Source organism: Paenibacillus fonticola DSM 21315, assembly GCF_000381905.1.
Classification (GTDB): Bacteria; Bacillota; Bacilli; order Paenibacillales; family Paenibacillaceae; genus Fontibacillus; species Fontibacillus fonticola.
Genome location: NZ_KB907249.1, coordinates 145891 through 167426, shown reverse-complemented (window position 1 = coordinate 167426; position 21536 = coordinate 145891). Strand labels below are relative to the sequence as shown.

Genomic DNA, 21536 nt, shown 5'->3' with positions numbered 1-21536 from the left:
AAACTATCTATCCAAATAGCTTCTTGGCTTCCTCTAAATTGGTCCACACTCGATTCAACATGGATCTCAGCAGCACTTTTTCTTCCGCGCTAAACCCCTTACTCAGGTTTTCTTCATTCGTCATGATTAAATCAAGCACGACAGCTTCCAGTGCCTTTCCCTCTGGTGTTAAATAAACGAGCTTCACCCTTGCATCTTTAGGATGCAGTTTTCTAAGCACCCAGCCTCTAGCTTCCATACTATCGAGCATTCCTGTTAAGGATGCCCCTCTTACACCGAGGTGTTGAACGAGCTGTTTTTGGGTGACACCCTCCTTCTCCCACAGCAGCTTTAAGATCCAGTATTGTGAGCTAGTGATCCCATGTTGAGCCAATATTTTGTCCATAATATTGGTTAAGTATAGTGATATCTTTCGAAACCATGTTCCGAACCAAGCGCTGGATAGGTGATTGTTATGCATAGAAAGCCTCCTAATGCGAACATATAACAGCTCCCTTTGTTAGGACCCTAACAATTATACTGAAAAAGAAGGAAGCATCCTAAATATATCTTTGATGATGTTGTTAGACTTGCTCCCAGAACTCTCGCTCATCGGAGTTGGGATCCCGAGCAAGCTTGCTCTCCTTATTAAATAGCATCGTTTCCCTCTCCTCGCTGCTGTAGGGTGACCAAACTGGCAGGCCTGGCCCGTTAGGGCTTCCCGTCTTAGCAAATGCGATCCAAGCTGCATGAATCTGGTCGGCAACAGCCTGACTCTCAGATGCTGTCCCTGTAAATGCTTTGGACGCATCCAGGTTATTGAACACAAATGGAACCTCAATGCCATGAAATGCGAATCCTCCTGCTGCTTCCGAAGTCCAGTCAAAGCGATAAACCCAGGTCGGCGCTTGATGTAAATTTCGGTGTTCAGCCAGCTTAATGGCTGGTATATTGAAATCGTGGAATGTCAGCAAACGGGCAAGCTGATGCAGCAAACTAGGATCCTGATCGTATTTTGTGGAATAAAAGGAAACCGCCTGCTGCAATACATCCCCCACTCGTTGTTTAAATAGTGCCAGCAGCTCTTCATCACTCTTCCCTGCCCATTCCGGGTCCATGTTCGGTGTAACCTCATGCTGCGTAGTTCCTATGATGACAGGTATGTCCTTGTTGAAGCCATCGGCAGCAGCAGCAAGCGGCATTTTGGCGAAGAAGTTACCTTCAAACGTAGGCTCTAAACCTACGGCTGGTCTTAAGGGCGGTACTGCTTCCAGAATCTGTTCCGCTGGAATCGTTCTTAATGTGTACAAATGATCTGCACTGATCTGCAGCTTCTTCAGAATCTCATTCGTAATTCGGCTGGCATCCGATTTGCTGCGGTAAGTTGAAATCATTCCACTTTGAATGATGGCTCGATGAAAGAGTCCCTTCGACTGAGGAAGGGCCAAGTGAAGACCGACACTTCGGCCGCCTGCGGATTCACCGAAAATGGTCACTTGGTTCGGATCCCCTCCGAAGGGGGATATATTCTGCTGCACCCATTTTAGCGCAGCAATTTGATCCAGAATGCCAAGATTCCCTGAATCCTGAAATGCTGTGCCTCCCCATTCATCCAGATAAAGAAATCCCATGGCGCCTAATCGGTAATTGATCGTAACGACAACAAGATCTCCTTTCTCCGCGAAGGATTTGCCATCAAACATGGGATCCGATCCAGCCCCTACCATAAAGCCGCCGCCATGAATCCACACTAAAACTGGACGTCGACGATGATCTGCGCCTGGCGACCAGATATTTAAGGATAAACAATCTTCATCCATTACCTTTCCCTTTATAGGCTGAAGCGAAGCAAATCCATATTCAGTTGCATCACGCACCCCTTGCCATGGTTCAGGCTCTTGCGGCGGAGCATATCGGAGATCGCGGAGGGGAGCTTTCGCATAGGGAATCCCCTTCCAGCAGATCACAGCCCCGTTCTGCTCCCCTTTTAATTTTCCATACGCGCACTCAGCGATTAAATTCACCATTTTCCCAGCTTCCTCCTTTTGAAAACAAAGTAGCTACAATCTTTCCCAAATGGCCGCGATGCCCTGTCCTCCGCCAATACATAAGGAAGAAATGCCGTATTTCTTGCCTCTGCGTCCTAGTTCGTAAATTAGGGACAGTGATATTCTAGTTCCTGAAGCGCCGAGAGGGTGACCTAAAGCAACGGCTCCACCATTGACATTTCCGATCGCTGGGTCAAAACCAAGCTGCTTTTGGCAAGCCAAGTACTGTGCTGAAAAAGCCTCGTTAATTTCAATCAGATCCATATCCTGTAAAGAGAGACCCGCCTGCTTCAATGCCTTCTGAATAGCCGGGCATGGACCAATGCCCATGATCTTGGGATCTACACCTGCGACGGCCCATGATACCAATCGGGCAATCGGCTTCAAGCCTCGACTCGCCGCATATTCTGCTGAAGTCACCACCACGGAGGCTGCCCCGTCATTAATGCCGCTGGCATTGCCAGCTGTAACCACACCATCTGCCTTGAATTTGGGTTCGAGCTTTGCGAGCTTCTCCATGCTGGTTTGGCGCGGATGCTCGTCGCGATCCACCACGATCGTTTGCTTGCGTTCGCGCACCTCAATCGGAACGATTTCCTCGCCTAGGCGTCCAGCCTCCATGGCGGCTAACGCCTTGTTATGGCTGGATACAGCATGCTGATCGATTTCTTCCCGAGATAAACCGTACTGCACAGCAAGATTTTCACCTGTTTCTGCCATATAGACCTGGCCTACGGGATCATACAGTGCTTCATACAGGTAGTCCTGCATAGGTGCCTCAAATAATGGAATTCCCCATCTGGCTCCGCGGATGACGTGCGGAATCTGACTCATATTTTCGGCTCCGCCTGCAAGTGCGATATCGGATTCTCCCGTCATAATCATTCTTGCAGCCTGCGTAATGGATTCCAGTCCCGAACCGCACAGCCGGTTTACGATAAGCGCTGGAGCCTCTTTAGGAATGCCCGCTTTCAGTCCGACATGCCGAGCCATTAGGACCGCATCCGGGCTGGACTGAATCACATTTCCGAACACCACATGATCAATTTCCTCGGGTTCCACTTTAGCACGTTTTAGTGCTTCTTTTGCCGTAATCGCCCCAAGCTCAATAGCGGACAGATTCCTGAACGCACCGCCAAATTTAGCAAACGCCGTTCTTGCTCCATCAATGATCACAATTTCATTGCAGCTCATGACCACTCATCCTCTCTATGCAGTTGTGCTTACTCCGCTGTCACGGGGTTGGAGAACGCCCCAATATGCTCAATATTAATCGTTACTGTATCGCCTGGTTTTATTGGAGCTACACCCTCAGGTGTACCTGTTGCGATAATGTCACCTGGCTCCAAAGTGAGCACATGGGAATAAATTTCTACTAACTCTGCAATCCCGCAAACCATATCTTTGGTATTGACCTGCTGTCTAATTTCACCGTTCACTTTGAGATCCAAATTGATATTGGTATAGTCGGGAATATCCTCCAGAGTTGTGATCCACGGGCCCATCGGCGTAAAGGTATCGAAAGATTTTCGAAGGCAGCGTTCTTCCTCATTGTGCTCGTCTGGGCGCAGCGTCACATCATTTAAGCCTGTGAAACCAAAAATATAATGCCGGGCGTCTTCAGCCTTCACGTTTTTAGCCTTTCTGCCAATGATAAAAGCAAGCTCAAGTTCATGGTCGATCCGTCTTCCATGCTTGCTGGCCGGAAGGATAATGGGATCATTTGGACCAATGATGGATGTATTCGCTTTCAGAAAAAACCCAAGACCTCTTGCCGTATGCTGCACATTCATCTCTTTTTTGTGGGATAAATAATTAACGGGGGCAGCGACGATTTTCCCGGGGCGGGAAACAGGCTGCCTAAGACGGACCTCTGCAATGTTAAAGGCTTCGCATTCCGTGTATCTCGATTCTATGATTTCCTTATAAGTGTCATAGCTTCGGGCCAATTCAACCATGGGACATAGGGGTTTTTTCTCGTTAAACAACAAACCGCCTACGTCATAAATCTTATCGCCTCTCACGAGTCCCAGCTGAAAGTCGTTAAATAATGTAATTTTCACGCTGTGCGCCTCCGTTCGAAATATATCCAGTTATTCGGGTTGAAAGATACGCTCGATGAATTGATTTCCGTTATTTTCTGCGTATGCTTCCTCTTGGTCCAATCCGAGAATTTCGAGCACCGGTCTATCATTCATCGAGAATAAATGAACATCCGTTTGTCCTGTACTATGGTGTTCATGCCAGCTCCACGGCGGTACGATAAAGAAATCTCCTTGGGTCCATTCAAACTTCTCACCGTTAATCACCGTATAGCCTTCCCCCTCCAATACATGGTAGCAGGCACTGTGAACATGACGATGTGCTTTGGTGCCCGTCCCTGCAGCAATTTTCTGCATCGAGGTGCCCAGCCGCGCATCGGCCGAGCCGCCGGTTACCGGATTGACATAATCAATGGCATAGCCATCATAAGGGTCCGCATCCAATCGGGTTAGACCTTCCAGCGCTTGCTTAATATTTGTCCACTTATAATTAATCAAGGGTGAAGGATATCCTCGAACCTTCCGCTCTGAAATAGATCGAACTCCACTGGCATAACGCGCAACGGAGCTGTCTGCGGGCCCGTTCAACGGATAAGTGTCATCATGGTAAGGCTCGAAGAAAGAACCTGTCAGGGTTTTAACCAGCCCTACGTCAAGGCCATCCATCCAGAACACGGGCTCCGTTCCTTCATGCCCGTGATCATGCCAAGTCCAAGGGGGCGTTAGGACCAGATCCCCGCGCTCCATATAAGTTTTTTCTCCATTTACTGTAGTAAATGCGTCGCCCTTGCCTTCGATGATAAAACGAATGGCTGCCTGTGAATGACGATGTGAAGGAGCTACCTCACCCGGCAGCAGCAATTGAATGCCTACATACAAAGTATCTGTGGCGTATCCAATTTTGCCTTCATGAATGAGCGATGGATTCTGTAGATAGATGACGCGGCGTTCGCTTTCACGTCCAAGTGCCAGCAGCGGCCCTGCCTCTAACAAATAGTTGCGAATAGTCTGCCATTTCCACAGATACGGCTTCACTTTATGCGTAGGCTGCTTAGTCACCATGGTACCCAAATTATCCCATAGCGGTCCCAAGTGATCCTTTGCCAGACGGTCTGCAAATTGGTCTAAGGCTTTGCGATGATCAGATTGATTCATTTGAGCCCCTCCTTGTTAAAGAGTAATGATATACTCCGTCAGATTTGCGACGAACAACATACCCCGTGCGTTCCAGATGATCCAGCAAGCCAATCACCTCTGACATGACCAAGAAAAACTGATTTACATAAATATCCTTGTAGTATAAACGGGCCATACTACCTGCAGTATCGCAGCCCGCCCGGATTAAATTCATGATTCGTTCCAGCTTGTGCTTGATCCTCGATATCTTGTCTTCGATTACCGGATTAGGCGAATGAATGACTCTCCCATGCCCCGTTAACAAAAGCTGTACATCTAAGGAAAGACAGCGTTCCAATGAGGCTAGCTGCTGTGTCACCGTAGGAATTAATCGGCCGCCGGCATCGGGTTCAATAATCGCGTTGGTTGACATATGCTCAATGACCAAGTCTCCAGCAACGGCCCATTTACCATCAGGGTCATACAGCAAAATATGGTCTGGTGCATGTCCGGGCACGTCTATAACCTTAAAATTTAATAGGTTATCGCCTTCTTGAATGAGTTCAATGTCGCCATCGATTCGAAATGCTTCATTTTTAATGAAAGAGGCCCTAAACTTCTCTAATTGTTCAGCAGCTTCCGGCATACCGTCCATTTCACTATAAAGCTTTTCAAAAAAAGCAATCCGATTCCCTAAAAAATCTTTATCGTGGGTAATATACGGGATGGCTAGCGGATGTGCATATACCTTAACCTGTGGATTTAACTTTCGAATCCGGTGAACCAGCCCAACATGATCAGGGTGATGATGCGTGAGAATAATACCCGACAAATCCGCAGCCGAGAAATCAAGCTGCTCCATGGCCTGGTTGAAAGCTCCCCAGCATGCATCATTGTCCATCCCAGCATCTATTAAATAGAAACCTTCAGCGTGATGAACAAGAAAGGAGTTGATCGTCTTAAGCGCAGCATCCGCGGGCGCTTCAATCATGTAAATCAAAGTCTCTCCTTGTTGAAAACCAGTCAGCTTAGACATAGCGGATCCTTCCATTAGTACTTGGTCGAAACCATAGGATGGCCCTGCTTCGGTCCATACGGCCCTTCATCCAGCCAGCGCCCCAACTTTGGAATGAGCGGAGTTAAAGATGCAGCGAGCTCCCTCTTTAAATTCATATAAGGGGAATTTCCTTGAATATGCTCGAGTGCAGTACCTGCAGCATCCCGATTGTATCGGGAGGCCATTAAACGTTCTTCGGCCGCCAGCTCAACAGCTTTTCGGCGATCTGCTTCATTTGCAGCCTTCATCGCTTTCGCAACGCCTCGAACGGAGATGATCGCATCAGGCACACCGGAATTTAATCCGCGCGCGCCAAATGGAGCAAACAAGTGAGCTGCTTCTCCTACCAGCAGAACGCGCCGGCTTTCGTCTGTAAACGATTCAGCCACGACTTGATAAAATTGATAAGTGGACACCCAAGTTACGCGCTCTGCATATTTGGGATTCATGACCTTCCTAAGCCATGCCTTCAAGCCTTCTTCACTGCCAAATTCTTTCGGATCATCACCCTCCAGCAGCTGCAGGTCAACCCGCCATCCACCTTTAAATGGAACGAGAAGTACATTTCGCCCGTCCATCGCTGGATGCTCGTAATGGAATGTCCGCTCCAGCGGCATTGGATTTGCTGCATCCTCTTTAATATCAACAACGAGGAAGGTGTCGTTGGCGCGCGGGCCTTCAAGCTCAATACCTACACCTTTCCTTACAGCAGAGCGGGATCCGTCCGCACCGATCACATAGGGGGCTATCCAGTCCGTTCCGCTCGCCGTCTTTAACCGCACATGTTCTTTCGTTGTTTGTACATCAGTTACCTGCGTATCCCACACGAATTCCACGCCAGCGTCCAAACAAGCCTGGTACATATATTTCTCAATTTCAACTTGAGCCAAACTAGTGAATGCAGGGATTTCCCCTGGTGTAGGCGCTGGATAATGGCGCACATACACGTCCTTGCCTCGGTATGTTGTCCGCTTAACAGGCCAGATCACTCCGTTCTCTGCTAATTTAAACCCCAGTCCAGGTGAAACTTCTTCAATCAGCTTCAAAGTTGCTTTATGAATATAGATCGCTCGGCTGCCCGGACGAAACCTCCCTTCTTCCTCCGCTTCCAAGATCGTAGCCTTCATCCCTTCATGTCTGAGCGCAAGCGCAGCGACCATCCCCACAGGTCCGGCACCTACTACAATCGCTTCACGATGTTCTTGTTGTGTCACACTACTTCCTCCATTTCATAGATACTTATCACTCTTGGTTAACCTTATTCAAATTATAAATGGCGACAAACTACAAACCTATCTACACCGTATAGGAATTCTTGCTGGTTTTTTCGGTTATTTCGTACGAAAACCCAATGCAAATCACGCCCTATCCATTGGATAGGGCGTGTACCTTGTTCAGCTGAAGTCATGTGGTTTTCTTCGATAGACATCGGTCTCTATGGCTGCTTGAATGACTTTTTTCCTCACCGCTTCTACCACTCGCGAATGAAAGACACTTGGAATGATATACTGCTCGTTAAGCTCATCCTCGCTTACGATTGAAGCAATGGCATAGGCAGCAGCCAGCTTCATTTCTTCATTAATGCCTGTAGCTTGGCAGTCCAGGGCACCTCGGAATATCCCGGGAAAACACAGCACGTTATTCAGCTGGTTTGGATAATCTGAGCGGCCTGTTGCCATGACACGTACATAAGGTTCTGCCGCTTCCGGCATAATTTCTGGTGTTGGATTAGCCATAGCAAACACGATGGGGTCTTTGGCCATCTTCTTTAAATCTTCTACAGAAATCACGCCTGGCCCAGAAAGCCCTACAAAGACATCCGCATCCTGCATCGCATCGCTCAGCTGGCCAGTTTCATGGTTAGGATTGGTATGTTCGGCATACCATTGAAGCATCGGGTTGCTATAGGTCTCGCCTCGATGCAGAATACCTACCGAGCGGGTTGCTCCAACAATATTTTTGACACCCGCTGATTGAAGAATCTTCGTGCAGGCAATGCCTGCAGCCCCCACACCGCTGAACACAACCTTGATCTCATGCATCTGTTTGCCTACAATTTTCAGTGCGTTGATCAGTCCCGCCAACATCACTACGGCGGTACCATGCTGATCATCGTGGAAAACTGGAATATCCAGCTCCTGCTTCAACCGTTCTTCTATTTCAAAGCAGCGCGGAGAGGAAATATCTTCGAGATTTATGCCCCCAAACACAGGTGCAATTTTCTTCACGATGTCGATGATCTCGTCCGTGTCCTTGGTATCTAGGCAAATAGGGAATGCATCAATGCCGGCCATTTCTTTAAAAAGCATCGCCTTCCCTTCCATGACAGGCAGAGCAGCTACCGGGCCAATGTTACCTAATCCTAATACCGCAGTTCCATCAGTAATTACTGCAACAGTATTTCGCTTAATCGTCAGTGAATACGCTTTCGAAGGGTCCTCATGCAAAGCTGTACATACCCTTGCAACACCTGGTGTGTAGACATGTGATAGATCATCACGATTCTTAATCGGTATTTTGGAGTTAATTTCAAGCTTGCCTCCCAAGTGCAGCAAGAAGGTTCGATCCGACACATTAATAATTTGGACACCCCTTACTTTCTTCAGTTCATTGACTAACTGACTTTCATTAGCCGGATTGAACACAGAAACCGTGATGTCCCTAACCATGGACATTTTCCCCCGACTCACTGTATCCACAGCAACGATTTCGGCACCTACTTCATGGATGACCTTCGCTATATCAATAAAGGGAAGGTCTGATTCAATGTCCAACCGAATAATGATAGTGTAGCTGCCCCTTGTTTGGCTATTCATCGCCTGACAACCCCCTGATTACTTTCAATTCACAATGTGCTGCGCGTCTCTGGAGATTAATACACATGAAAAGAACCATCCTTCACCCCTAGAGGAAGATAGCCCAGGCTCAATAATTCAAAAAGCTTAGCAATGGGACTAGGGTGATCACATACAGCACTGCATGAAATGTGAAGGCTAGTGATATACAATACTGCGGCTACAACATGCGAAATCACTATCTTTCCCTGCTCTTCAAACGCCTTGAATGCCCCATCATATATAGTGTGGAATAAATGCTCCGGCACATCATTCATGATGAACGACACATCCTCTTTTATTCCCTTTGTTTGTGCAGCATCATAGATCTGCTGAGGAATGTCATACAGGTGAGGCCACATGGGATCGTGGACCAGATTATAATCTTGAATGAAACTGGCAATCTCTTGCTTTTCCAACCAGCGAACGGAAACCTCGCCCTCTTCAATCGAAGTAAATAAATCCTGTATAGCCGCTTCTGCCATGAATCTGTTATTCCTCGGTGATTCAAACCATTTGTTTTCTACCAGCCTTGAAACGTACTGGTCCAAATCGCGGCCCTGTTCCGTAGATATGATCGATTCCGGCCATTTCCCCACGACACTTCCCATTTTGATCGCCTCCCATAATTTTCACTTATCCTTGTAAACAGGTTTTCGCTTCTCAACGAAAGCACGCATGCCTTCTTCGCGGTCAGCTGTCACGAAAGTTTGTTCAAAGCAAGCCGCTTCATGTGTCAGAGCACTGGATAAATCACTATTCACTCCAATACTCATCGCCGTCTTCATCATCCGCATAGCTACTCCGGGCTTATTGGCCAGCTTGTTCGCCCAATCCATGCAGGTGTCAAGCAGCTCCTTCCACTCTGCCACTTTATTTACCAAACCAATTGAAAATGCTTCCTCTGCGTTGATGATATCTCCAAAATATAAAAGCTCCTTGGCTCTTGATGGACCAATCAAACGCGGTAATCGCTGTGTTCCGCCGCCTCCCGGAATGGTCGCTAGGTTTATTTCCGGCAATGCAATCTTGGCATTGTCCGAACAAATTCTAAAGTCACAGCATAATGTCAGTTCCAGGCCGCCGCCCAATGCAAGCCCATTGATGCCTGCAATGACCGGAATCCATAGATTTTCCAGCTTATCAAAGGCCTTGCGAGAGGTTTGATTCATCTTTTTGATTTCTTCAGCATCCAAGTTCGCCATTTCTGATATGTCTGCTCCCGCCGCAAAGGCACGTTCCCCTTTTCCAGTCACAATCAATACCTTAATTGAAGAATCATTCTCAATGTTGACCAGAATGCGGTACAATTCTTCAAACGATGTATAGTTTAAAGTATTCACGGGCGGTCGATCCAAGTAAATGACAGCAACCTTATCGACAATCTTTAACTCAAGCGTTTCAAACTCCAAGGCTTCTAGTTCATGATTCATAGCATGATTATTCGCAACCATATTAGCGCCTCCAGTCTTGACACACCAAAGATAGATATTGTAATTATAAAACCTCTTAGAACAAGCTAGAACATCCACGGTGAATGAATTAAGAGTGTTCTTTTTATCCATCATATAGGGCAATCGGACTTTGCATAAAAATGGAGAAGCCCGATCATGCAGGGCTCCTCCAAAGAAAATCAGCTTTCCTCATTAAATAAGTCATATAGTTTGTATGCCAGCATTAAATTGAAACGCTGTTCTGCATGATCTATATTAATCCCGACAATTTCCCGAATTCGTTCCAACCTGTACTTTAATGAACTGCGGTGGATAAACAAAAGGTTCGCCGCGTCTTTGATATTCCCGTTCGTCTGCAAATAGACTCTCAATGTATCGAATAAATCTCGATTTTTACCATTCCCATATTCAAGCAGCGGGTTTAGATATGTTTTCAAGAACAGCGGAACAACCATCGGATCACCCAAATGATACAGCACGGTATAGGATCCCAGCTCATCGAAGCGCATATAACCCTTTTCAGCAAATCGACTGTACAGAATCACAAGCGTCTTTTGGGCTTGTTTGTAGCACAAATAGTAATCCTCAATTTGGTTAGCTTCCTGACTGATACCTATATGTACGGATAGATGCTGCTCCTCGGAGCTAACCATCTTCTTCACACGCTCATAAAAGCGTTTCCAAAATTCGTTAGCAGCGAAGATCTCTTTTGGGACGATCACCATATAGTATCCATCTTTACGAGTAAAAATAATTCCCGGATACATCCGAGTCATATAGTCACGTATGCGTTCCCATACCCAAGTCTTCTTTGCGTCTTCCTCCAGAAGGTTCGTGTTGTGCTCCTCATTTGATTTGAAATCAAATTCAAAGGAGAACAAACCAATACAATGCGGCTCATTGATGTTCCAATTTAGAAGGTTTGTGTACTCGAGTATTTTCTTGCGATCTTGTATTTTCTCAACAAATAATTGATTAAAAAAACTGTCCCGTACTTGTTCACGCACATCAAGAACCAGTTTCTGTTTGATAAACTGAACCGCACACACGTTAAGGGCGTGATTCAATGACATTCTAAGGACAATATCCATGTGACTCTTAGGAATTAAAAGCCCTAAATATCCCAACGTATCGCTGCCGCTGGCCACTCTCCACAGGCCTAGCTCTAAATGGCCATCAGCAGTAAACCACTGTTCCGCTTGCCCAGCTTTTAATATGGCCTTCTTCTCTCTGCCAATTAAGTCCAGTACATCCTCCATACGCATTTCATCATGCTCCTTGAACTTATGAGAGGTTAAATGGAGAAAGCGGTCGAGCATCACAACCGAACAGTTAATCATATCGGACAGAAAGTTGGAAATCCCAGCGAAACCTTCATCATCTATCGTTTGTTTGACTAACTCCTGCTGGTGCTGCATATAGGTTTGCAGCCTGTTTTGGCGGTCCACTTCACTCATGTACAGCCTTGCATTTTCGATTAGGGTGGATACATGTGACGCAAGAAATTGGAGCAACTCCAAATCTTCATTGGTGAAATAACCCTGAAGCCTCTCATTGACATGAAGTACACCAATCAGCTTTAAATTCACCATGAGAGGGATCGTCATCTCCGAGGCCCCGCTCTTCTCCAAATAAGGGAAAAAGGGCTTCAAATCATATACATCCAGCATATCGATTTTTCGCGGCGGCTTCGTCCCGCCATAGCTCGGAGGCTGCAGCAGCAAATTATTAGTATGTTCATCATACAAATAAACAAAGGCTTCTTTGGCATTCGTACCTTTACCTGCACGCTCTACAATATTCTCAACGATTTGTTCAATAGAGGACCCTCCGAGATAATTATTCTCTTTTAGCCAGGCCAAGCCTTCTATTTTCTTGTTTTCATTCTCTCTTTGCTGAGCTAGCTGCAAGGAAGTCGCAATATCCTTGCCGTACTCTTCAAACAGCTTCTCTGCTCCAATCACGAGCGGAACAAACGAACGAAAACCGATGACACAAAACCCTAGGCTGCTGTCCTCCTCCAGCCTGATGGGGATCGTAAACCAGGTTTGAAATCGTTCTTCTTCCAGGCCTGTGAGGATAGGACATTGTTCTTTGTTGTCCAGGACATCAAATAACGAGCTAATGGGCTCCAGCAATAATCTAGGATTACAACGTTTGGCATTCAAGGGAAAATCGGCTTCAAACCGAGCAGCATCTCCCTTATTGGCTTTTAGCCTCAACATATCATTTTCCAAGTAAATAATGGACATGTAGTCGCAAGCATACTGTTGATGAAAAGAATCGATTAAATAGTGCAGCGTTTCATCTAAGGTGTCAAATTGAACCATGCGTCGTGCGGTTTTTCGTAAATGCCCATCAATCTTATCCATAATGTGCTTGTTCTTTTGTACATCCATCATGCCGCTCCCTCCCCATCCCATAGAAATATTCCATCACCGTAATAGAATTATCCTAATGTTTTTGGACAGCGCTTACAAAATTTTATTATAAAATAGAATCGCTTGGCGCAGATTACCTTTATTTTAATCTATTATAAATCGAAAATCACGTTAAAATTATATGCACTATGTACTAATTAATTATGTCTCTTTCCTGCACTGTAAACTAAATACGGACTAGATCGAACTGCTTCACAGAACAAAACAACACAAAACAACCTAGCGAGCTAGATCAGCTCCGCTAGGTTGTGACTTATAGATTAAATTAAATGACGCTGGTTGCAGAATTGCATGATATCCTCTACGATTTCAAGGCGAAACTCCGGTCCTAAATTCCCATGGTTTGCATCAGAGTATAAGACTAGCTTGGAGTGCTTCACCGCCTTGCAAGACCTTACCATGTCTTCCGGGGTACTAATATCGTCCTTCATTCCGCCGATCATCAGAGTAGGAATCTCGATATTTCCCAGAATTTCAATCAACGCTTCTTCGGTTTTTACCTTTGGAAATGGCTTTCTGGGATTAAGAATCGCAGCCTCCTTCGGCATGTTGATCCAGAAATCTCTGTACTGCTCTGCTGCAGCCCATGCTAAATGCTTCGTTTCCTCGTCATCAGCCCGCTCTGCTATTCGTCTAAACATCTCCGTGTTGCCCGCCGTCATCTTCTCAGCGTATGGCCTCCATGTTTCCGGACTTTCCGCCGCCATGATCGTATTCATCCGCGCAGAGCCTGTCTCCTGACCGTCTCTCTTATGCGGTCCGCCCACAATCGGGAAGAACGCTCGAAGCCGCTCAGGATGATTCATACAAAGGTGCCACCCAATACCCGCACCGTGGGAATAGCCCGTATAGAAAAAAGACTGGATCCCCATGAAATCCGCAAAATCGCAAACGTCCTGCGCCCACACATCATACCAGGCCTCTCCCAAATCCTCATGAACTGGCGTGGAGGGGGCATATCCCCGTATTTGGATGTTGAATACATGAAAACCCTGCTTTGCCAGATCGATCGTGTAATGCAGCTTATTGTTTGTGTATTGCTGTGCTTGAATTAAATATCTGTCTCCCGAACCAAACTCATCATAATATAACTCAACATTTTTTAATTTAATGATTGGCATATGTTCAAGCCTCCTCTAGCCAGACAAATTTCCTCTGTAACAGCGGGACCTCGGAAGTCAATCGTTGCAGCACTTCACTTTCCAGCGCATGACCGGTCCTCACTTAAATCACACCGGCCTGCTTAAGCGCCTCTAAATCCTCTTCTTCCAGACCAAGCAGCTCTTTATATACTTCCTTGTTGTCCTGACCAAGCAGTGGTGCCGGCTTCACTTCCAGAGGAGATGCCGAGAGCTTCATGGAGTTGCCCGGGATCACAAGTTTGCCACGAACGGGATGGTCAATCTCAACCATCGTGCCGCGCTCGCGAAGATATTCATCGTTAGTAATATCAACGGTGGATAGAATGGCTGAGATGGGCACATCCGCTCTGCCTATAATATCCATAGCTTCGTGTTTCGTATATTGCATGGTCCACTCGCTGATCATAGCGTCTATTTCCTCTTTATGCTCATACCTGGATTCCGGAGTAGCAAATCTAGGATCATCCATCATGTCTTCCCGACCAATGACCTTTAGCAAGCGCTTCCACTGCGGGCTGCTCGGAACACGAGAGGTGTAAATAAATACATAGTCATTAGGGCCTCCAGGCTTACAAGGATACACATTGCATGGCGCTACAGCTGCCATAGGCATTTCATTGCCCACTCTGGGAGTTTCTTTCCCGCCTGTCATGAACTGGCGCCCCCAGGCAGAACGGCTAAAATTGATCATGACATCCTGCATAGCTACTTCTACCTTTTGGCCTTCACCTGTCATTGTGCGTTGATAAAGTGCGCCAAGAATGGCAATAGCACAGTGGTAGCCTGCTCCGCTGTCGGCAAAATTAACACCTGCATGCATCGGCGGTCCGTCTTTTTCACCTGTCACGCTCATCACCACACCGGCCGCCTGCCCGATGGCATCAAATGCTGGAAAATTGGCGTAAGGCCCATCCGCCCCGAAGCCTTTAATTTGTGCATAAATCATTCTCGAATTCAGCTTGCGGACGGTTTCGTAATCAAAGCCTAATCGTTCAATAACACCCGGCGAAAAATTCTCAACCATGACATCCGCTTTTTCAATCATTTTGTAGACCAGCTCTTTGCCCTCTGGCTTCTTCACATCCACTGTGATCGATTTCTTATTTGAATTTAATATAATAAAACCGTAGGAGTCTGCCCCTTTTTGATCTGCCGAGGCACCTCGCCCCTGTTCTCCCGTGCCAGGACGCTCGAGCTTGATGACGTTGGCGCCCAGCCACGCTAAGGTTTGAGTACAGACCGTTCCGGCTTCAAATTGTGTGAAATCAAGCACGGTTACGCCTTCTAACGCTGATTTACTCAATATCCTAACCCCCTGTTCATCATGATCATGCCCTAACCTTTACTCGTTCCTCCAGAAATTGCTCAAGCTCCTTGATCATAGCCGAGTCATCCCATGAACGCGCATCAACCGGGTCAGCCCGCAGTTGAAGAACAGGAATGCCTGCAGCTTCAAACGCCTTTTTAATAAAATAAGTTCCTCCAGCTCCCTGTGTGCAGCTGTCTGAAATGAGATGAACCACACCGTCAATCTGATTCAGCTTGGCTTCCTTCACATACCAATCGCTATTCCAAGGCGGCATATGCAGCATGTCTTCCATGCCCACAAAACGGCTGGCCAAGGTACGAAGAGAATCCTCACCATATCTCGCGTAAGCATCGGCTGCAAGTCCAAGATAGATGGACCAAATGAAGGATGCCCCATATTTCTCCTCGAAGTGCTGATAAAATCCGAGATTGAACCATAAGCCGCGTCCCACCCAAGCCAAGCGAATTCTCTCGTTCGGGTTAGCCGCCTCCTTGCGCTCTACCAAATCACTGACTTCCTCGTAAAGCGAGCGGGCGATATCCACAGCCCACTCGGTACCTCGCTGCCATTGAGGCACCATTACGGTTTGTACGGTGTCTGTAATGCTAACTGGAGCCGGAATGGTTCGGGCTATTAGATCACGCGTTTTCTTGTTGTATTCCGCCTGTTCATTCACTAATTTCATGACCTTTTTAAAACGGCTTTCACTGAAGGTTTTGCCTGTGTTCGTTTCTAGAAAGCGAATCAATCCTTTAAAGTCCTCCACCATTAAATCTAAACGATGTGGTTCGAACAGTTCATCCCAGTTTCTTCTCGCCTTGGTCCACCATTCGTCCGGGATCTGCAAAGGTACCGTATTCTCCAAAGGATAGAAGGGCACGCCGTATTCCTGCGCCAGCAGTTCAAATATTTTTGCCTGGGAATCGCAAGTCAATCTAGTTATAGCTACCGTGGGTTTAGGCAGTCCGCCCCAAGGGCCTTTTTCCGGCTCTGGATCGATGGCTGCAGCTAGTGCTAGCGAACAATAGCGGCACAAATCCTGACGGTAACCGCACTCATTCAATAAATTAAGATAGTGCGGGGCCATCTGCTTTGCTGAACAAACAGCGGACCACCATTGATTGACAACATAGGGAATATCCATCGCTCGAAGAATTTCCTGAGGGACATCCGCATTGACGATAGCCAGCGGTTCGCCGGACTCCACTTTCTCCTTCAACCCCATAAACCATTCCTTCTGATACGCTGTGGCTCTAGCGGCTGTTTTTAACTTTTTAACACTCGCGCGGGAGCCGGATGCTGGTGCGGATGTATTCGCTTGTTCAGTCATCTTAAGAACGTCCCCCCTTGATGGTAGTTATGAATTGAGTTATTTTCCTCTTCGTTTCCTCCGGAACCGGACCATAGGGCTGATCCTCCAGCATCAGCACCGAAATCCCTTTTGCCTCCAATGCTTTGCGCTGGGAGGGATAATCCCAGGAGATCGCGTCATGTTTCTCATGGACATAAAACACAACAGCTTGGGCTCCCGACTGCTCCACTGCATTCGCTAAATCCTTCACACGCCGGGACACCGTGGCTTGGCCGGACACGGGAGGTCTTAAATGATAGCGGTCAACAATACCGTCAATCGGATCAACACACTCATCCACGAGATCCTTCACATGGCGAAAACCCATCTCGTGGTCCTCGCCTGCGACTAGTCCCCCGCAAGCTTCAATCACCTCATATAGAAACGTGTGATCCTGAGGGCTTCCTGTCACAAACACGGGAACACCCGCCAGCTCACTGCCTGTCCTAGCTTCTTCTAGGAATTCAGCGAGTAAATCATTATAAAGCTCTCTTGGCATCACCATTGATGCACCGATCAGCTTTAGCATTTGTGTGCCGCTGACCTTCGGGGCAGTTGGCTGCCTGAGCTCGTTGAGTTCATGCAGCAGCCTTCTGGTCCGGTTACAAACTGATACAGCCTCCTGAAGCACTTGCGTATTGATTTCTTTACCTGACCAGCCCTCGACCTCCCGGATCAAAGCGCATAATCGGTCCCGGTTATACATCCCGCTCATTCTAAAGGGGGTATGTAGAAAGTCGAAAAAGTAAAGCGGCGGCACCGGCATGTGAGGTTCCATTTTTCTAATGGCCCTTAAATAATAATAGGATCGAATCACTGCGTCAGAAGAATTCGATATCACTAAACGATCCAAAAACGTGTAACTGCCATTTACAACTTGTTCAAACTGAGAAACCGTAAGCGGATCAAAGCCTTTCTCCAAATATTGTTCTGCCAGCGAAGAGTTGGCCTCTGGATTGCCGAACACTTGAACCGGCAAAATACCTCCCGCTATCAGAACTTCCTCGGGTACATCCGAACCTATACAACCGACGGCAAGCCGGCCTTGTTTTTTCCACTCGATTACGGTTTCTTTGCTGTGCCGATAAGCTTGTTCTATCGTTTCATACGCACGTGACTTTATGGCCACATAGACGCCTCCTAACCTGTTGTTGTGATGTTTATATGCTTACGGAATCACTGGAAGTTCAATATGAGATGGATAATTGGAGTCATGATAAATCGTTTGTTCTGCCACCACACCGACCGCATCTTCTCCGATCGAATGTCCCGTGTTCATATTTCGATCAAATAACGGAAAATTGCTGCTCGAGACATGAATCCGAATACGATGTCCCTTGCGAAACACATGACTGGTATTGCCCAGATTTATCGTGTATTTAGTGACAGCACCAGGCTCAATTGGTATGGCCTCATGATTCCAATTTCTGTACTTTGCTCGCTGGATTCCTTCAGCAATGAGCAGAGAGCGGCCATCTGGCTGAACATCCGTCAACTTTGCCGTAAAATCTGTATCTTTGGCCGTAGTACTTGCATATAAAATCATTTGTAGCGGGCCTGTGACTTCAAGATCCTCACGCAACTCGGACGTGCTGTAACAAAGGATGTCCTCCCTTCGCTCGATAACCGTTTGATCTACCGGGCCTGGCACCATGCCCCCCATGGCTAACAGTTTTCCACCTACCGTTGGTACCGGCTGAAGCGGGTTATAGAAAAAAGTATCTGCGGGCTCGATCGAAGGTGCCTCACGACTCAACAAGCCATCACCCTGGCTGGTGTTTGCTCTCCCGCTGCTGTGAAAGTACCAGGATTGCCACTGCGTTTCTGGCAACGGCCAAGAGTCTGCTGTTCTCCACTCATTCCGTCCCATCACAAAATAACGCACAGCAGGAATGTCCACCTCTTGTTCCAGGAGGTATCGGTCATAAAATTGAATGATATGCCGCCTTAGTTCCGACTCATTCGCTGAGGCGGGACCAAATTCCATATTGCCTAAAAATGAGCGCACGCTCCCGTGATCCCACGGCCCGATCATCAGGTGCTGAGAGGTTTTGGCGCGTTCCGAGCCGCCAAACTCCTTAACCTTCAAATAGTTATTCACAATCGCCTGCTCCAGCTGATCAAACCATCCGCCAATATGCATCCCAGGGATACGAATGTTCTCATACCGCTTCCGCTGCAAAATCTCTTCCTTTGTCGGCGGATGAAGGCGCTGCTCAAGCATGAGCCGAATGGGTTCAAATTGGGCAAGCGGAATTTCCTTAAAGGGCAAATAGTTAATCACCCAGTAGGGGTCCCGCAGGGCATGATCAAGATGTTGTCGAAGCTCTGTGACATCTTCACCCTGCTGCTCTAATTTATCTACCAGATCTGCAGCTGTTAATGGCAATGCGTTGGCTGCGGAGTAGAAGGAAACGGCACCGGTTTCTGGCGGCGGCGCTATATTCGTGCCTATGTCTCCAATATACGGTGAGAACGCTTTTAGATGGGGGGGACTTGCCATCGCTGTAATCCACTGCATGGCCGTTAAGTAAGAGCCCCCGGCCAGCCCCACATGCCCGCTGCTCCATGGCTGAACCGCGATTTGCTCTACCGTATCATATCCATCCAAAGCTTCCACCTCGAACATGCGATGACGCTCCCAAACTCCATCTGAAGCATATCTGCCTCGAATGTCTTGAACGACTACGGCGTACCCCGCTTGCGCCATTGCCAGCGGATTAACTAATCCTTGGTTAAACCCGGTTTTATTATATGGCGTTCTAATTAGAATCACAGGAAATCTGCCTGCAACCTCTGGCTTATACACATCCGCTCTTAATAGTGTGCCATCCCTCATTTCGAACGGGACATCGGTTTGAATTTGAATGGATCCATGCACAGTCAATTCCACTCCCAAGTATGAAAATTATATTTCGTCGAAACCGCTTACAATTAATTCTAAGTGGGGATCATGGCGAAGTAAACGTTTACAGGAGACTAAAAGAGGTAATGTCTTCCCTGCACGATGCACTAATTTTTTTCGTCTACATAAGAAGCCTCGATCTGCCGAAGAGGCAAATCGAGGCTAGATTTACAGTGATTATTTTTCGATCTTTGCGTCTTCAGGTCTGAAAAACGTCATGTAAGTCTCATTGATGCCGGTATCTTTGACATACGGCTTGAATATGGCCGGGGATGTTGTCACGAATTGCGGATAAGCCAAGGCATACTCATCATAGACCAGTTTTTGAAGCTCGTGACTGATTTTAATTTTGGTATCTTGGTCGGGAGCCGTTCTCGCTTCCTGAAGCAGCCTTGTTACATCTTCTGGTTGGAAGACATTATTGGCGTATAAAGGACCGCCTGGCGCAAAATTTCTTGACATATAAAGGGCTAAGTCTGCATCACCTCTAAAGTTGTAGGTAATAATCCCTTCCCAATTGGCTTCTGCCCCGGTCAGGTCTTTATATTTCCCGAATTCGACCATTTCAATTTGTGCATCAATGCCAACCTCCTTGAGATAGGCCTGCACGGCAGTTAAGCGATCACTATCGCCTGACCCGCCTATTAATTTGGTTTTGAACCCATTTGGATATCCCGCTTCTTCCAACAGCTGTTTGGCTTTCTCTGGATTGTAAGGCTGGCCTTCCACCTCTGGATTGTAGGACCATGACGTGGATAATCCCCATTGATTTGTATTCAGCACGGTATCGCCAAAAAGTGATTTCGTAATAGCTTCAGAGTCAATTGCATGCCCCATCGCCTTACGTACTCTGACATCGGCAAAAGGAGATTTTGGATTCGCACTGTCTGTGATAAATCCACTGGCGCCTGCACCTAAACCTGATTCAAGTCTAACGATTACCGCTTCTTTTTCCAGTTCCCTGACCGTGTTGGACGGAGCTAGCAGCAGACCGTCTACATCCCCTGTTTGGAAAGTAGCCGATGCAATCATCGGATCTTTAATAATATGGAATTCTAACCCATCTAAGTATGGTTTTCCTGCCTGCCAATATTCTTCATTCTTCTTATATTTAATTACAACATCTTGTTCGAAGCTATCCATGACGAAAGGCCCTGTACCTACCGGCTGTTTCGAAAAAGCGTCCTTTCCTAACTTCTCAAAGGAAGTTGGAGACATGATCCACAAGAAGTTCGTTACGGTCTCAATCATCGTGCTGTCCCAGCTTTTGAGATTTAATTTCACGGTATGTTCATCGATGACTTCTGCGGAAGCCAGGTTGCTGAATTCACGCTTCTCCACGGCAAGCAGCTGGTCCAGATTCCACTTCACAGCTTCCGCATTAAAATCGGTACCGTCATGGAATTTAACGCCTTGCTTTAATGTGTAAGTAATCGCCTTTCCTTCCACATCCTGCTCCCACTTTTCTGCAAGCCAAGGTACAAAGTTACCGCTGCTGTCAAAGCGCGTCAGGGTCTCAAGAGCTGCGCCTCCAACGATGACTTCTTCAATGGTTCTGGCTTGGGGCATATTCCCTATATTCACGGGTCCATTACTAAAAGCTAATCTCAGCACGCCGCCGCTTCCTGCAGTCGGATTCCCGGAAGCTTCATTCTCTGTTTTCTTTGAATTACCTGTATTACCGTTGTTGGCAGATCCGCTTTGTTTACTGCCGCATCCTGCTAGAACGAGTACAACGGATAAGCATATGACCATGGTTAAATACAGTTTTTTCCTAAATCCTGACATTTTCATCGCCCCTTACTTCCCATTATTCAGGTAAATTTGATACGTTTACAATATAAAGCAGCGACCTATT

Annotated in this window: 17 protein-coding genes; all 17 read right to left on the bottom strand. The window is 47.0% G+C overall.

Translation table 11 applies throughout. The annotated features are described in order from the left end of the window. Window positions 1–7: 7 nt before the first annotated feature. The 17 genes from G358_RS0106950 to G358_RS0106870 all read right to left on the bottom strand — a co-directional run bounded on the left by G358_RS0106950 (window position 8) and on the right by G358_RS0106870 (window position 21472). Entirely contained in the window at window positions 8–460 is a 453-nt protein-coding gene (locus G358_RS0106950) for a MarR family winged helix-turn-helix transcriptional regulator (protein ID WP_019636481.1), read from the bottom strand. Between the two features lie 103 nt (window positions 461–563). Then, window positions 564–2006 carry a carboxylesterase/lipase family protein gene (locus G358_RS0106945; RefSeq protein WP_019636480.1) on the bottom strand — a complete coding sequence of 481 codons (1443 nt, stop codon included), beginning with the start codon at window positions 2004–2006 and terminating at the stop codon, window positions 564–566. 33 nt (window positions 2007–2039) lie between these two features. Continuing rightward, window positions 2040–3221, bottom strand: a complete 1182-nt coding sequence (locus G358_RS0106940; protein ID WP_019636479.1) for an acetyl-CoA C-acetyltransferase — start codon at window positions 3219–3221, stop codon at window positions 2040–2042. A 29-nt stretch (window positions 3222–3250) separates the two neighbouring features. Beyond that, a complete protein-coding gene (locus tag G358_RS0106935; protein ID WP_019636478.1) occupies window positions 3251–4090 on the bottom strand; it encodes a fumarylacetoacetate hydrolase family protein in 840 nt (279 codons plus the stop codon). 30 nt (window positions 4091–4120) lie between these two features. Next, complete coding sequence (locus tag G358_RS0106930) at window positions 4121–5224, bottom strand: cupin domain-containing protein (RefSeq protein WP_019636477.1); 1104 nt, start codon at window positions 5222–5224, stop codon at window positions 4121–4123. Next, the gene (locus G358_RS0106925) at window positions 5211–6221 is read right to left on the bottom strand and encodes an MBL fold metallo-hydrolase (protein ID WP_019636476.1); all 1011 of its coding nucleotides are present in this window, start codon (window positions 6219–6221) and stop codon (window positions 5211–5213) included. Before G358_RS0106925 ends, G358_RS0106930 begins: the two co-directional genes overlap by 14 nt. Before the next feature lie 14 nt (window positions 6222–6235). After that, window positions 6236–7456 (bottom strand): FAD-dependent monooxygenase, encoded by a 1221-nt coding sequence (locus tag G358_RS0106920; RefSeq protein ID WP_019636475.1) that lies wholly within the window; start codon window positions 7454–7456, stop codon window positions 6236–6238. A gap of 180 nt (window positions 7457–7636) precedes the next feature. Then, entirely contained in the window at window positions 7637–9058 is a 1422-nt protein-coding gene (locus tag G358_RS0106915) for an NAD-dependent malic enzyme (protein ID WP_019636474.1), read from the bottom strand. Window positions 9059–9114: 56 nt separating this feature from the next. Then, entirely contained in the window at window positions 9115–9561 is a 447-nt protein-coding gene (locus tag G358_RS0106910) for a hypothetical protein (RefSeq protein WP_157274280.1), read from the bottom strand. A gap of 147 nt (window positions 9562–9708) precedes the next feature. Then, window positions 9709–10488 (bottom strand): enoyl-CoA hydratase-related protein, encoded by a 780-nt coding sequence (locus G358_RS0106905; RefSeq protein WP_026342115.1) that lies wholly within the window; start codon window positions 10486–10488, stop codon window positions 9709–9711. A gap of 221 nt (window positions 10489–10709) precedes the next feature. Next, window positions 10710–12932: a helix-turn-helix domain-containing protein gene (locus G358_RS0106900; RefSeq protein WP_019636471.1), complete on the bottom strand. Its 2223-nt coding sequence runs from the start codon at window positions 12930–12932 to the stop codon at window positions 10710–10712. 299 nt (window positions 12933–13231) lie between these two features. Continuing rightward, entirely contained in the window at window positions 13232–14092 is an 861-nt protein-coding gene (locus G358_RS0106895; RefSeq protein WP_019636470.1) for an alpha/beta fold hydrolase, read from the bottom strand. 103 nt (window positions 14093–14195) lie between these two features. Continuing rightward, window positions 14196–15416: a CoA transferase gene (locus G358_RS0106890; protein WP_019636469.1), complete on the bottom strand. Its 1221-nt coding sequence runs from the start codon at window positions 15414–15416 to the stop codon at window positions 14196–14198. A 25-nt stretch (window positions 15417–15441) separates the two neighbouring features. Then, a complete protein-coding gene (locus tag G358_RS0106885) occupies window positions 15442–16752 on the bottom strand; it encodes a 2-hydroxyacyl-CoA dehydratase subunit D (RefSeq protein ID WP_019636468.1) in 1311 nt (436 codons plus the stop codon). A 1-nt stretch (window position 16753) separates the two neighbouring features. Then, window positions 16754–17902, bottom strand: a complete 1149-nt coding sequence (locus tag G358_RS0106880; RefSeq protein ID WP_019636467.1) for a 2-hydroxyacyl-CoA dehydratase subunit D — start codon at window positions 17900–17902, stop codon at window positions 16754–16756. Between the two features lie 39 nt (window positions 17903–17941). Beyond that, complete coding sequence (locus G358_RS0106875; protein WP_019636466.1) at window positions 17942–19654, bottom strand: CocE/NonD family hydrolase; 1713 nt, start codon at window positions 19652–19654, stop codon at window positions 17942–17944. Between the two features lie 201 nt (window positions 19655–19855). Beyond that, window positions 19856–21472, bottom strand: a complete 1617-nt coding sequence (locus G358_RS0106870) for an ABC transporter substrate-binding protein (protein WP_019636465.1) — start codon at window positions 21470–21472, stop codon at window positions 19856–19858. Window positions 21473–21536: the final 64 nt, after the last annotated feature.